Raw genomic sequence first — 13,214 nt, 5'->3', positions numbered from 1 at the left:
CGGGTGATCCAAACCCGGCAACTCTGCGTTTTGACGATATGCAAACGCTGGCGCGACATCTCCCACCCAACGACGCTCTGGCCAGCGCGATGGCGATCCGGTACTCACGTCGGACACGCGTTGGCGGATCGGAGCGTTCGGGCGGCATGGCGAAGGAGACACCCAACGGCGCGACGTCGGACGCGGCGAGGTGGGCTGCCTTGATCGAAGCCGTTGCGACGCGCCGGGATCGCGCGGCGTTCGCGACCCTGTTCGAACATTTCGCGCCGCGGATAAAATCCTTCATGCGGCGATCCGGCGCCAGCGAGCAAAGCGCCGATGAATTCGCGCAGGAAGCCCTGCTTGCGGTCTGGTCGAAGGCGGGATTATTCGATCCCGCCAGCGTTGGCGCCTCGGCCTGGATATTCACGATTGCCCGCAATTTGCGCATCGATGTCCTCCGCCGTGAAAAGCGGGGCGGCAGGGACTATACGGTCGAGATCGACCCGGAGTTTCACGTCGATGAAGGGCCGCTGCCGGATGCAGGCCTGGCCGTATCACAGGTCGAATCGAGGGTCCGCGATGCCCTGACCCACCTGTCCGAGGATCAGCTGCGGGTGATCGAATTGTCCTTCTTTGACGAGAAGGCGCATGCGGAAATTGCGCAGACGCTTCAGATACCGCTCGGAACGGTAAAGTCGCGACTGCGGCTGGCGATGAATCGGTTGCGCGGACTGTTGGGTGACCTCTCATGACGATCCATCACCACCCCCCGGACGAGTTGCTGACGGCATTTGCGGCGGGCTTGCTCGATCTGGGCCAGCATGTGGCCATCGCAACGCACCTCGTCGGCTGCACGCACTGTCGCGATGCCGTGCGCACGATGGAGCATGTCGGCGGCGCCGTGCTCGCCGGCCTGCCGCCGACCGCGATGTCCAGCGGTGCCTTCGCCAGCGTCGCGGCGCGGCTGGACAGACTGGTCGCTCCCGCCTTGCCGCCACGACGCGCTGCGGGGCTTGCCGACATACCCGGTCTGCCGCCCTTCGTGCGCGAATACGCCGCCGGTCCATGGCGATGGATCGCGCCGAAGGTGCATTTGCGTCCCATTCAGCTTCCCGAAGCGAGCTCGACGCGGGTCTTCCTGTTGAAATCACGGCCGGGCACCAGAATGATCGAGCACACTCACACCGGTTTCGAAATGAGCTGCGTGCTGACGGGAAGCTTCGTTCATGCCGGAGGGCATTTCGGACCGGGCGATTTCGATCTCGGTGACGGCGATGACGATCACGAGATCATGATCGACTCCCAGGACGATTGCATCTGCCTGATCGCCATGGAGGGCGATCTCAAGCTGAATGGCATGATCGGCCGCCTGCTGCAGCCGCTGATCCGGATGTGATTTCGCAAGCCGCCGCAACAGGCATGGTTCCGACGGAAGACGTGACATGAGTTGGCTCCAACTGGCCTTGCTGGCGGCGGCGATGGCAATAGCGCTGTCGGCGATCATGGCCGTGGCCTGGCAGGTGCAGCGGACCACGGGACATACCGGCTGGATCGACGTCTGCTGGACCTTTGGAACCGGCATCGTCGCAGCGCTCGGCAGCCTGGCGCCGCTTGAAGCCGATCATTCGCCGGGCGCGCGGCAGATCATGGTCGCCGTCCTGATCGTGTTTTGGTCGCTGCGCCTCGGCGGGCACATTCTGCTGCGCACCCGCGAAGTCGGGGACGATCCGCGCTATCGGGACCTCATCATGCAATGGGGCGCTAACGCAGATCTGCGGATGTTCCTGCAATTGCAGTCGCAGGCGGCGGTCGGCCTGATCCTGGCGCTATCGGTAGCGCTTGCGGCCCATAATCCGCGGCCGAATCTCGGTTGGCAGGATTTCCTCGGGATAGCGCTGCTGGTCGGCGCGCTGGCCGGGGAGGCGGTGTCAGACTGGCAATTGCGCCGGTTCAAATCCGACCCCGCCAATCGCGGGCGGATCTGCGAGGCGGGGCTTTGGAGCCTGTCGCGGCATCCGAACTATTTCTTCGAATGGCTGTGCTGGCTGGCTTATCCTGTCATCGCGATCGATCTTTCGGGCGCCAACCCGCTTGGCTGGATCGCGCTCCTGGCACCCGCCTGCATGTATTGGGTGCTGGTTCATGTTTCCGGCATTCCGCCGCTGGAAGCGCACATGTTGCGAACCCGCGGCGAGCGATTTCGCGCCTTTCAGGCCCGCACGCGGGCGTTCTTTCCGTTCCCCAAGGGATGATCGGGGATCATCGACACATCGTCCGCAGGTCAGACCGTGAGCTTGATCGTCACCCAGAAGCCCGCCATCGCAGCGATGGCACCGAGCAGCGATCCCCAACCGGCGTCGATGAGGGTGAGTTGCGTAGTCCAGTTTCGCAGTGTCGCCTGGTTTGTCAGGTCGTATGTGATGTAAGTGAAGAAACCGAACAGCGCGCCGCCAAGCATCGCTTGCGCGATGCTGCCGGATTTCAGCGCCGGAAGGATGGCGAAATAGACCAGCCCGACCGGGTAGATCAGATAGAACGCTATTCCCGCCGGCAGGTTGACGGTCGCGAGCATGATATCGCCCAGTGTTGGGCGATAGAGCCGGCTCGCCATGGTTCCGAGCCATGCCATGTCGACAAACACGAAAACCACCAGGGTCGACAAATAAGCGGTGACATAAATCATGTTGGAATGCCCAATACTGGACCGACGCCGCGGCGGCATCGATCGGATCTGGTGAACGCAGGACTGTAACGAAGAAAATTCCTGCCTGGATCACGGCCTGATTCCGGGGGTAGGGCACCTGATCCGGATCGTGAGCATCCGTTCGCGCGCAGCGACCGTCGCGCCACATGAAATCTTGGTAAGGCTGTCGCGTCTTCCCGCCGCGTCAAAACTTCAAAAACCCCTGAAGTACAGGCCTAACTGGAGATTTGTCGTCTGACGCTGTCAGCAACAGCTCCGGGATAACGGGCGCAACAGGACTGTCCGCCCCGGCGTCGCCCGGCTAGGATGGCATCAGGGGTTCCAGAGGAAGCATCACAGCGGTGACCGTGTCGCAGGCCGTCTCGATCAGCGTCATCAGCGAACCGGTCGGGTGCCTCTCGCATCGCCGGTTGCCGGGTGTTGCGCCCGGCGGAGGGCGGACGTGAAACAACGCGCCGAGGTAGCCGTAAACGGCCTGCTGGCGGCCACCCCCGGCCGGGATCGTGTCGCACGATGGCTTGCCACGCTCTGCGTGGTCGTGAGTTCCGCGGGCTGCATTCTGACCAGGGATCTGCCCGACCCGGCGCTGGACGTCCCGGAAGGCTACAAGGCCGCGCGATTGAGCCGCGCCGACGCCCCGCCGACGCTGGACTGGTGGCGCGGCTTCCGTTCGCCGGAGTTGACCATGCTGATGGAGGAGGCCCAGACCGTCAATCTGGACATCGCGGCGGCGACCGCGCGCTTCATCCAGGCGGACGCCCAGGCACGCGTGGCGGGCGCGGCGCTGCTGCCGAGCCTCAGCGGCACGGGCCAGCAGAACTATGCCCGCACCTCGGGTTCAACCACCAGCGGATCGAGCAGTGGCGGACGCGAGACCACCCTTTACCAGGCCTCCCTCAGCGCCAGCTATGAACTCGATTTCTGGGGCAAGAACCGCGACGCTGCGCAGGCGGCGGAGGAGACCTCCATCGCCACCCGCTTCGATCGCGATGTGGTGGCTCTCACCGCGCTGGTCAGCGTCGCCAACGCCTATTTCCAGGTGCTGGCGTCACAGGACCGGATTCGCACCGCCGAACGCAACATCGCCAGCGCGCAGCGCATCCTCGACGCCATCAAGCAGCGCCTGAGCGCCGGCACCGGGACCGACCTCGACGTCGCGCAGCAGGAAGCTGTGCTGGCCAATCAGCGCGCCGCGGTGCCGACCCTGCGCCAGACGCTGGCGCAGAATGTCAACGCGCTAGCCACACTGGTGGCACGGCCGCCGGAAAGCGTGCGCGTCACCGGCGGCTCGCTCAACCGCATTTCGTCGCCGCGGGTGACGCCGGGCCTGCCGTCGGAATTGCTGACGCAGCGGCCGGATATCAGGCGCCAGGAAGCGCAACTCGCCGCCGCCACCGCCAATGTCGGCAGCGCCCGCGCGCAGTTCTTTCCCTCGATTCAGCTGACCGGCTCGGGCGGCTATCAGAGTTCGTCGCTGGTGTCGCTGTTCCAGCCCCACGCGGCATTCTTCAACGTCGTCGGCAGCCTGACGCAGCCGATCTTCGACGGCGGAAGAATCCTGGGCAATTTCGAATTCACCAAGGCGAGACAGGACGAACTGCTGCAGACCTATCGCAAGACGGTGATCCAGTCGTTTGCGGATGTCGACAACGCGCTGGTGGCGATCCGCGAGACCGCCAACCGTCTGCGGCTGCAGCGCGATGTCCTGGCGGCCTCGCGGCGGGCGTTTCAACTGTCCGAGCAGCAGCTGCGCGCCGGCACGGCGGACATCGTTACTGTGCTAAATACGCAATTGACGTTATTCCAGGCGGAAGATTCGCTGTCGCAGGCCCAGTTGGCCCGGCTGCTGGCGATCGTCAGCCTGTATCAGGCGCTGGGGGGCGGCTGGGAGCCCAGGATGGAAAGGCCGGTCGATGCTCTTTAAGCCGGATCTGGACAATGCGAAAACCACCGGCAAGAGCGTTGCGCGCGGCGCGGCCCGCCGCATCGTTTCGATTACGCTCACGCTCGTGATCCTCGGCGGCCTCGGCTACATCGCCTGGACAGCATTTCAGCAGAAGCAGACGGCCGGCCGCGGCGGCGGCTTGCCGCGCGATCTTCCGGTCCCGGTGCTGGCGGCGACGCCGCGTGTCCTGGACGTACCGGTCTATCTCGACGGCGTCGGCTCGGTCCGCGCGCTCAACAACGTGATCGTGCGCGCCCAGGTCGACGGCAAACTGCTACAGGTGAATTTCACCGAGGGGCAGGACGTCAAGAAGGGCGATGTGCTCGGCGAGATCGATCCTGTCATCTACAAGGCGCAGTACGATCAGGCCGTCGCCAAGAAGGCGCAGGACGAAGCGCAGCTTGCGAATATGCGCATCGATCTCGCGCGCTATCAGCAGCTCGCCGCCTCCAATGCCGGCTCCAAGCAGCAGGCCGACACCCAGCGCGCCGTGGTGGCGCAGCAGGAAGCACTCGTCAACGCCGACCAGGCCATGATCGACAATGCGCAGGCCACGCTCGGCTACACCAGGATCATCGCGCCGTTGTCGGGCCGCGCCGGGCTGCGGCAGGTGGATCAGGGCAACATCATCCGCGCTTCCGACGCGACCGGTCTCGTCATCATCACCCAGTTGCAGCCGATCGCCGTGCAGTTCAGCCTGCCGCAGCAGCAGATCGTGCGGGTCAATGCCGCTTCCGCCAGGGGCGCGCTGACCGTCGACGTGTTCGGCAATGACGGCGTCACGGTGGTCGACACCGGAACGCTGAAAGGCATCGACAACCAGGTCGATCCGACCACCGGGACGCTCAAGCTCAAGGCCGAATTTCCCAATACGAACTTCCAGCTGTGGCCGGGCCAGTTCGTCAACATCCGGCTGAAGGTCGAAACCCTCGCCAAGGCCATCGTGGTGCCGACCTCCGCCGTGCAGCGCGGGCCGGTGGGCACGTTCAGCTATGTCGTCAGCGCTGACGGCATCGCCACGGCAAAGCCCGTCGTGGTGACGCAACAGAACGAAACCGATGCCGTGATAGCAAGCGGACTATCGCCGTCCGACCGGGTGGTGACCACCGGTTTTGCCAATCTGTCCGATGGCGCCAGGGTCTTCATCGGCAGGGACGATCAGACGCCATCCGCCGATCTCGCCCCGCGCAAGCGAACACGCGCGCCGGACGCGGCCGGCAAGGACGGCGAGCGCCGCGGCAACAACGGCGAGGGCGATCAAAAGGGGCAGACGGGACCGGGACCGGCGGAGGGGAGCGTCAAGTCAGGCAGCGGAGCGAAGTCGCAGCCATGACAAAGCCATTCGTCGCCTGAATGTGTGACTTCGCCAGCGTGAGCGCGCAGCCATGAGCGTCTCGGAACCCTTCATTCGCCGTCCCATCGCGACCTCGCTGTTGGGGGTGGCGCTGCTGATTGGCGGCGCGCTCGGCTACTGGGCATTGCCGGTGTCGGCGCTGCCGCAGGTCGATTTCCCGACGGTGCAGGTGACGACGCAATTGCCGGGCGCCAGCCCCGACGTGATCGCCTCGCTGATAACCGCACCGCTGGAGCGCCAGCTCGGGCAGATCCCGTCGCTGTCGTCGATGCAGTCGACCAGTTCGTTCGGCGTCAGCCAGATTTCGCTGCAGTTCGATCTCAACCGCGACATCGACGGTGCCACCCAGGACGTGCAGGCGGCGATCAACGCCGCCGCCGGAATCCTGCCGAAAAACCTGCCTTATCCGCCTGTTTACGCCAAGGTGAATCCTGCCGACGCGCCTGTCATGACGCTGGCGCTGACCTCGGAGACGATTTCGCTGCGCGCCATGAGCGATCTCGCCGACACCATTTTGGCGCAACGCCTGAGCCAGATTTCGGGAGTAGGGCGCGTTGCGGTGCTCGGTGGCCTGAAGCCCGCGGTGCGGGTGCAGGCGGATCTGGCGCGGCTCGCCGCCTACGGCATCTCGATGGAGGATTTGCGCGCCGCGATCGCCGGCGCCAACGTGTCCGGGCCGAAGGGCTCGCTCGACGGCGCGCAGCAGGCCTACACCATCGCCGCCAACGACCAGATCGCGGCGGCGGAGGCCTACAAGCCGATCATCATCGCCTACCGCAACGGCGCGCCGGTCACCATCGGCGACGTCGCCATCATCGTCGACGGGCTGGAGAACGACCGCACCGGCGGCTGGTACCAGGGCACGCCGGCCGTCATCGTCGACATCCAGCGGCAACCCGGCGCCAACGTGATCGAGGTGGTGCGCCAGATCCGTGAAGCCATTCCGAAGGTGCAGCGCGCCATCCCCGCCGGCGTCACCCTGACCGTGGTCAGCGACCGCACCGTCACCATCCGCGCCTCGGTGCGCGACGTGCAGTTCACGCTGATCCTGAGCGTGGTGCTGGTGACGCTGGTGGTGCTGCTGTTCCTGCGCTCGCTGCGCGCCACCCTGATCGCGGGCGTGGCGCTGCCGCTGTCGCTGATCACCTCGTTCGGCATCATGTATTTTTCCGGCTTCAGCCTCGACAATCTGTCGCTGATGGCGCTGACGATCGGCACCGGCTTCGTGGTCGACGACGCCATCGTCATGATCGAGAACATCGTCCGGCACATGGAGAACGGCGATTCCGCGATGGAGGCGTCGCTCAAGGGCGCGAGGGAAATCGGCTTTACCGTGATTTCGCTGACGGTGTCGCTGATCGCCGTGTTCATCCCGTTGTTGTTCATGTCGGGACTGGTCGGGCGCATGTTCCGCGAATTCGCGCTGACCCTGACGATCGCGGTGGTGACGTCGGCGGTGGTCTCGCTGACGCTGACGCCGATGATGTGCTCGCGCATGTTGAAGCACGCGCACGAGGAATTCGCGGTCCCCGGCCTTGCCGCGGTGTCCCGCGGCATCGACCGCATGGTCGAGTTCTATCACCGCACCCTGCTGTGGGTGCTGCAGCGCCAGCGCGCGACATTGGTACTCACCTTCGTCACCATCGCCGCGACCCTGATCCTCTACGTCGTCGCGCCCAAGGGATTCCTGCCGTTGCAGGACACCGCATCGATCACCGCGGTGACCCAGGCCGGTCCCGACGTTTCGTTCGCGGAAATGCAGGCACGGCAGAGCAGGGCGGCGGCAGCGATCCAGGCCGACCCCGATGTCACCGGCGTCGTCTCGGTGATCGGCGCGGGCTCGGTCAACCCGACCACCAATGTCGGCCGACTGGTGATGACGCTGAAGCCGCGCGGCGAGCGAAAGGATGACGTCTCCGCGGTGATCCTGCGCCTCAAGGAACGGACGGCGTCGATCCCGGGCATGACGATCTATTTCCAGCCGGTACAGGACGTACAGATCTCGACCCAGGCGAGCCGCTCGCAATATCAGTACACGCTGACGGGCACCGACGCAGCACTCGTGAGCCTGTGGGCCAACAGGCTGGTGGCCGAATTGCGCCGGGATCCCCTGTTCCGCGATGTCTCGTCGGAGGCCCAGGATGGCGGCCTGCGCGCCTCGCTCGACATCAACCGGCAGCGCGCCGGCCAGCTCGGCGTCAGCATCCAGGCCGTCAACGACACCCTGAACGACGCCTTCGCACAGCGCCAGATTTCCACCATCTACGGGCAGGCCAACCAGTACCGCGTGGTGCTGGAGGCGATGCCGATGTACCAGCGCGATCCCTCGATCCTCTCGAAACTCTATCTGCCGGGGGTGGCCGGCGCGCAGGTGCCGCTGTCGGCGGTGGCGACCCTGACCCGCACCACCGCGCCGCTGGCGATCTCGCATCATGCGCAGTTTCCCGCGGTCTCGCTCAGCTTCAACCTGGCGCCGGGCGAGGCGCTCGGCGATGCCGTCAACGCCGTCAAGTCGATCGAGCAGCGCATCGGCATGCCCGGCAGCATCGTCGGCGTCTACTCGGGCGACGCCGCCGAATTTTCCAAGTCACTTGCCGGCCAGCCCTGGCTGATCCTGGCGGCGCTGGTCACCATCTACATCGTGCTCGGCGTGCTCTATGAGAGCTACATTCACCCGATCACCATTCTGTCGACGCTGCCGTCGGCGGGCGTCGGCGCCATTGTCGCGCTGATGTTGTTCGGCCAGGACCTGTCGGTGATCGGCTTGATCGGCATCATTCTGTTGATGGGTATCGACAAGAAGAACGCCATCATGATGATCGACTACGCGCTGGAGGCGGAGCGGCGCCAAGGCATGTCGCCGAACGATGCGATCGTGCAGGCCTGCCTGCTGCGATTTCGGCCGATCATGATGACGACGCTGGCCGCCTTGTTCGGCGCGCTGCCGCTGGCAGTGGAAAGCGGCACCGGCGCCGAACTGCGCTTTCCACTCGGCATTTCCATCATCGGCGGCCTGCTGCTGAGCCAGCTCTTGACGCTCTACACGACGCCGGTGATCTACCTCGCGCTGGACCGGCTCAATCGCCGGATCGAGAAAGCGGTGCCGCCGCCGGCGCCGGAATTGCCGTCACCGCCGGTCGCGGGAGCCACCGAGGGGATGCAGTAATGGCATCGATCTCGGAGCCGTTCATTCGCCGGCCGGTCGGCACCACCTTGCTGGCGATCGGGCTGTTTCTGGTCGGCATGGTGGCTTACGTGTTCCTGCCGGTGGCCGCGGTTCCCAATGTCGACTTCCCGATGATCCGGGTGTTTGCGTCGCGCCCGGGCGCCGATCCCTCGGTCATGGCGGCGACCGTGGCGGCCCCGCTGGAGCGCCGGCTCGGCGTGATTGCCGGCATCACCCAGATCACCTCGACCAGTTCGCTCGGCACCGCCAGCATCCAGCTGCAATTCGCCATCGGCCGCGACATCGACCGCGCCGCGCGCGACGTGCAGGCCGCCATCAACGCCTCGCTGGCGGATCTGCCGACCGACCTGCCTTCATTGCCGCGGTTCCGCAAGGCCAATCCGGCGGCGGCGCCGGTGTTCGTGCTGGCGCTGACCTCGAAGACGATCGCGTCGAACGCAATGTACGACGTGGCCGACACCGTGATCGCCCAGCGCATCTCGCAGGTGCCCGGGGTCGGCGAGGTGACGGTGAGCGGCGCCGACCAGCCCGCCGTTCGCATCGCGCTGAACCCGGTCGCGCTCTCCAATGCGGGAATTTCGACCGACGCGGTCAGGCTCGCCATCATCGGCGCCAATCCGCTCGGCCCGGTCGGAATTTTCAATGGCGACCGCCAGAGCGAGACGCTGTCGACCAACCCGCAGATGCGGACCGCGGCCGAATTTCGCGACATCCTGATCAAGAGTTCGAAAGGCAACTACGTCCGGTTGTCCGATGTCGCCGAGGTCGAGGACTCCGTGCGCAACAGCCGGTCGATCGCCTGGTTCAACAAACAGCCGGCGGTGCTGATTCAAATCACAAAACAGGGCGACGCCAACGTCATCGACACCGTCGATCGGGTGAAGGCGCTGATCCCGGAACTGAAGCAGTGGATTCCCGCCGGGGTGGAGATCTCGACCCTGGTCGATCGTACCGGAACCATCCGCGCCAGCGTGGCGGACATGCAGTGGACGCTGCTGGCGACGGCCTTCCTGGTCATGGTGGTGGTGTTTGCCTTCTTGCGCCGGATCACGCCGACGGTCGCGGCCGGCGTCGCGGTGCCGCTGGCGCTGGCCGGCACCTGCGCCGGGATGTGGCTCGCCGGTTTCTCCATCAACAATCTGACCTTGATGGCGCTGGCGATTTCGGTCGGTTTCGTGGTGGACGACGCCATCGTCATGATCGAGAACATGTACCGCAACCTCGAGCAGGGCATGAAGCCGTTTCAGGCCGCGCTCGAAGGCGCCAGGCAGATCGGCTTCACGGTGCTGTCGATCAGCCTGTCGCTGATCGCCGCCTTCGCGCCGCTGGTCTTCATGGACGGCGTCGTCGGCCGGCTGTTGCGGGAGTTCTCGCTGACCCTGACCTTCGCCATCGTGGTTTCCACATTGGTGTCGCTGACGATCACGCCGATGATCTGCGCGCATTACATCAAGGCTGCGACCTCCACCAACGCAACCTGGTTCGACCGCGCCGTCGAGGGCACGCTGTCGCGCATCGTCGCCTTCTACACGCGGACGCTGCGGGTGGTGCTGGGCTTTCCGTTCCTGACCCTGGTGGTGTTTTTCGCCACTATCGCGCTGACGGTGGTGCTCTATATCAAGACCCCGAAGGGCTACTTTCCGGTCGACGATTCCGGCTTCGTGATCGGCGCGACCCGGGCTTCGGCCGACACCTCGTTCCAGGCCATGCTCAAGCTGCAGCAGCAGCTTGCCGATATCGTGATGGCCGATCCGGCCGTTGCCGGAATCGGTTCGACGCTGGGCGGCCCCGGCGGTCCCGGCGGCGGCGGCGCCAATCGCGGGGTGATGTACATCAGTCTGAAGCCGCCGGAGCAGCGCGCGGGAATGTCGACCCAGATGGTGATCGACCGGCTGCGCAAGGATCTCTATCGCGTCGCCGGGATCCGGCTGTTCATGTTCGCGGCGCAGGACCTCCGCGCCGGCGGCCGGCAAAGCGATTCCGATTACCAGTACACGCTGAGCAGTCCCGATCTCGATCTCTTGCAGAAATGGGCGCCGATCGTGGCCAAGCGGATGGAGAGCGTCGAGGGGATCACCGACATTTCCAGCGACCGCGATCCCGGGGGCCTGCAATTGACGCTGGCGATCGACCGCAAGACCGCCTCCAGCCTCGGCGTTCGCGTCCAGGACATCGAAAACGCGCTCAACAATGCGTTCTCGCAGCGGCAGATCTCGATCATCTACACCCAGCGCAACCAGTACATGGTGGTGCTGGAGATCAATCCGAAATTCCAGGCCGATCCATCCAACCTCGAGCAGATATTCGTCGCCGGCGCCAATGGCGCGCAGGTGCCGCTATCCGCCGTAGTGCGCTATTCAAGGGGATTGTCGCCGCTCGCGGTCTATCATTCGCAGTCGTTTCCCTCGACCACGGTGTCGTTCAACCTGCAGCCCGAAGTACCGCTGGAGGTCGCCACCACCAACATCCAGCGCGCGGTCGACGAATTGCACATGCCCGAGGGCATCCGGGGCAGCTTCGATGGCAATGCCGGCGATTTCAGCAAGACCAGCGGGCGGCAGCCGCTGCTGATCCTCGGCGCGCTGGCGGCGATGTATATCGTGCTGGGGGTGCTGTATGAGAGCCTGGCCCACCCGCTGACCATCATCTCGACGCTGCCTTCCGCCGGGCTGGGAGCGCTGCTGGCGCTGCAGGTGACCAATACGCCGCTGACCGTGATCGCCTTCGTCGGCATCATCCTGTTGATCGGCATCGTCAAGAAGAACGGCATCATGATGGTGGACTTTGCCCTGGACGCCGAACGGAATCGCGGATTGTCATCTGCCGACGCCATTTTCGAGGCCTGCAGCGCCCGGTTCCGCCCCATTTTGATGACGACGCTGGCGGCCCTGTTCGCCGGGATTCCGCTGGTTATCGCCACCGGACCCGGCACCGAACTGCGCCGGCCGCTCGGCATCACCATCATCGGCGGGCTGCTGGTCTCGCAGATCCTGACGCTCTACACGACGCCGGTGATCTATCTGCTGATCGACCGGTTGCGGCGGCGCTGGTCATCCGAGCCCAAAGCGGTCGCGGCTCCCGCGGAATAGCCCCCAAAACGGCCTTTGCGTTGTTGAAGCGCGCGCCCGGCAAGCGTATAGCGGGCCCATGTCAAAATCCCCCGCGCCTGAAATGGCCGCCGCCGCGGAAGCGGTGCCGGAATGTCCGCGCTGCAAAAAGCCGATGCCGCTGTGCATCTGCGACAGCATCACGCCGATCGAGAGCAAGATCTCGCTGCTGATCCTGCAGCACCCGCAGGAGCAGGACAGGTTGCTTGGCACCGCGCGGCTGGCCGCGCTGCATTTTCCGAACGCGGTGCTCAAGATCGGCCTGTCGTGGCCGAGCCTGTCCAAGGCGCTGGGGCGCCGGGTGCTCGATCCTTCGCGCTGGGCGGTGCTCTATCTCGGTTCGGCCAAGGTCGCCGATATCGAAACCGACCGCGATATCGTCGCCATCGACCACAAGGGCCGGGCCGAGGAAAACCAGCGCGGCATCCTGAAGGATATCGAGGGAATCGTGCTGCTCGACGGCACCTGGAGCCAGGCCAAGGCGCTGTGGTGGCGCAACGCCTGGATGCTGAAATGCCAGCGCGTCATCCTTGGGCCCACGCAGCCGTCACGCTACGGCAAGCTGCGCAAGGAGCCGCGTGGCGACGGCCTGTCCACCATCGAGGCGGCGGCGATGCTGCTCTCGAGCCTCGAGAAGCGGCCCGAAATCGCGGAGACCCTGCACGCCAGTTTCGAGCGGATGCTGGCGCGATACCGGCAAGTGCAGGACACGATGCCGGAGATCGCGCCCAAGCCGAAGAAGAAGGATTACAGGCGGCGCAAGCGGGCCTGAGCAGCCTTGGTTGCCTATATCAGGCGGGCCGTATAAGAGATCGCCCAAGGGGCCACGTGGCGGAGTGGTTACGCAACGGTCTGCAAAACCGTGCACTCGGGTTCGATTCCCGACGTGGCCTCCATTAATATAATCAACAACTTATGACCTATTACTCAGGTTT

At 65.1% G+C, this 13,214-nt stretch carries 9 protein-coding genes and 1 tRNA gene; 9 read left to right on the top strand and 1 reads right to left on the bottom strand.

Annotation, left to right across the window (positions count from 1 at the left end; translation table 11 throughout):
• The first annotated feature begins 38 nt into the window (after nt 1–38).
• From Q7U29_RS18280 to Q7U29_RS18270, 3 genes are read left to right on the top strand one after another with little or no spacing between them, the layout of a single operon-like run.
• A complete protein-coding gene (locus Q7U29_RS18280; protein WP_304743767.1) occupies nt 39–734 on the top strand; it encodes a sigma-70 family RNA polymerase sigma factor in 696 nt (231 codons plus the stop codon).
• Nucleotides 731–1,378: a ChrR family anti-sigma-E factor gene (locus Q7U29_RS18275; RefSeq protein ID WP_304743766.1), complete on the top strand. Its 648-nt coding sequence runs from the start codon at nt 731–733 to the stop codon at nt 1,376–1,378. The genes Q7U29_RS18280 and Q7U29_RS18275 overlap by 4 nt, the downstream gene beginning before the upstream one ends.
• Before the next feature lie 46 nt (nt 1,379–1,424).
• Nucleotides 1,425–2,234 carry a DUF1295 domain-containing protein gene (locus Q7U29_RS18270; RefSeq protein WP_304743765.1) on the top strand — a complete coding sequence of 270 codons (810 nt, stop codon included), beginning with the start codon at nt 1,425–1,427 and terminating at the stop codon, nt 2,232–2,234.
• A gap of 29 nt (nt 2,235–2,263) precedes the next feature.
• Here Q7U29_RS18270 and Q7U29_RS18265 read toward each other — a convergent pair whose 3' ends face one another.
• On the bottom strand, nt 2,264–2,665 hold the full coding sequence (locus tag Q7U29_RS18265; RefSeq protein WP_304743764.1) for a DUF2177 family protein: 402 nt from the start codon (nt 2,663–2,665) through the stop codon (nt 2,264–2,266).
• 496 nt (nt 2,666–3,161) lie between these two features.
• Between Q7U29_RS18265 and Q7U29_RS18260 the strand changes: the two genes are divergently transcribed.
• The 6 genes from Q7U29_RS18260 to Q7U29_RS18235 all read left to right on the top strand — a co-directional run bounded on the left by Q7U29_RS18260 (nt 3,162) and on the right by Q7U29_RS18235 (nt 13,175).
• A complete protein-coding gene (locus Q7U29_RS18260) occupies nt 3,162–4,610 on the top strand; it encodes an efflux transporter outer membrane subunit (protein WP_304743768.1) in 1,449 nt (482 codons plus the stop codon).
• The gene (locus Q7U29_RS18255; RefSeq protein WP_304743763.1) at nt 4,600–5,964 is read left to right on the top strand and encodes an efflux RND transporter periplasmic adaptor subunit; all 1,365 of its coding nucleotides are present in this window, start codon (nt 4,600–4,602) and stop codon (nt 5,962–5,964) included. Before Q7U29_RS18260 ends, Q7U29_RS18255 begins: the two co-directional genes overlap by 11 nt.
• Nucleotides 5,965–6,016: 52 nt before the next feature.
• Nucleotides 6,017–9,151, top strand: coding sequence for an efflux RND transporter permease subunit (locus tag Q7U29_RS18250; RefSeq protein ID WP_304743762.1), 3,135 nt, complete (start codon nt 6,017–6,019; stop codon nt 9,149–9,151).
• Nucleotides 9,151–12,261, top strand: coding sequence for an efflux RND transporter permease subunit (locus Q7U29_RS18245; RefSeq protein WP_304743761.1), 3,111 nt, complete (start codon nt 9,151–9,153; stop codon nt 12,259–12,261). Before Q7U29_RS18250 ends, Q7U29_RS18245 begins: the two co-directional genes overlap by 1 nt.
• 58 nt (nt 12,262–12,319) lie before the next feature.
• Entirely contained in the window at nt 12,320–13,051 is a 732-nt protein-coding gene (locus Q7U29_RS18240; RefSeq protein WP_304743760.1) for a tRNA-uridine aminocarboxypropyltransferase, read from the top strand.
• 50 nt (nt 13,052–13,101) lie between these two features.
• Nucleotides 13,102–13,175, top strand: a tRNA-Cys gene (locus Q7U29_RS18235).
• Nucleotides 13,176–13,214: the final 39 nt, after the last annotated feature.

The sequence above is a fragment of the Bradyrhizobium sp. genome, from assembly GCF_030654605.1.
In the GTDB taxonomy this organism is placed as follows: domain Bacteria; phylum Pseudomonadota; class Alphaproteobacteria; order Rhizobiales; family Xanthobacteraceae; genus Bradyrhizobium.
Note: the sequence above shows the minus strand (reverse complement) of the source record. Positions and strands in the feature narration are given on the sequence as shown.

Bases quoted from the DNA above. Each gene is read 5' to 3' on its own strand.
- Q7U29_RS18280 (WP_304743767.1), top strand. From the start codon at position 39: ATGCAAACGCTGGCGCGACATCTCCCACCCAACGACGCTCTGGCCAGC.
- Q7U29_RS18245 (WP_304743761.1), top strand. From the start codon at position 9,151: ATGGCATCGATCTCGGAGCCGTTCATTCGCCGGCCGGTCGGCACCACC.
- Q7U29_RS18270 (WP_304743765.1), top strand. From the start codon at position 1,425: ATGAGTTGGCTCCAACTGGCCTTGCTGGCGGCGGCGATGGCAATAGCG.
- Q7U29_RS18275 (WP_304743766.1), top strand. From the start codon at position 731: ATGACGATCCATCACCACCCCCCGGACGAGTTGCTGACGGCATTTGCG.
- Q7U29_RS18265 (WP_304743764.1), bottom strand. From the start codon at position 2,665: ATGATTTATGTCACCGCTTATTTGTCGACCCTGGTGGTTTTCGTGTTT.
- Q7U29_RS18240 (WP_304743760.1), top strand. From the start codon at position 12,320: ATGTCAAAATCCCCCGCGCCTGAAATGGCCGCCGCCGCGGAAGCGGTG.
- Q7U29_RS18255 (WP_304743763.1), top strand. From the start codon at position 4,600: ATGCTCTTTAAGCCGGATCTGGACAATGCGAAAACCACCGGCAAGAGC.
- Q7U29_RS18250 (WP_304743762.1), top strand. From the start codon at position 6,017: ATGAGCGTCTCGGAACCCTTCATTCGCCGTCCCATCGCGACCTCGCTG.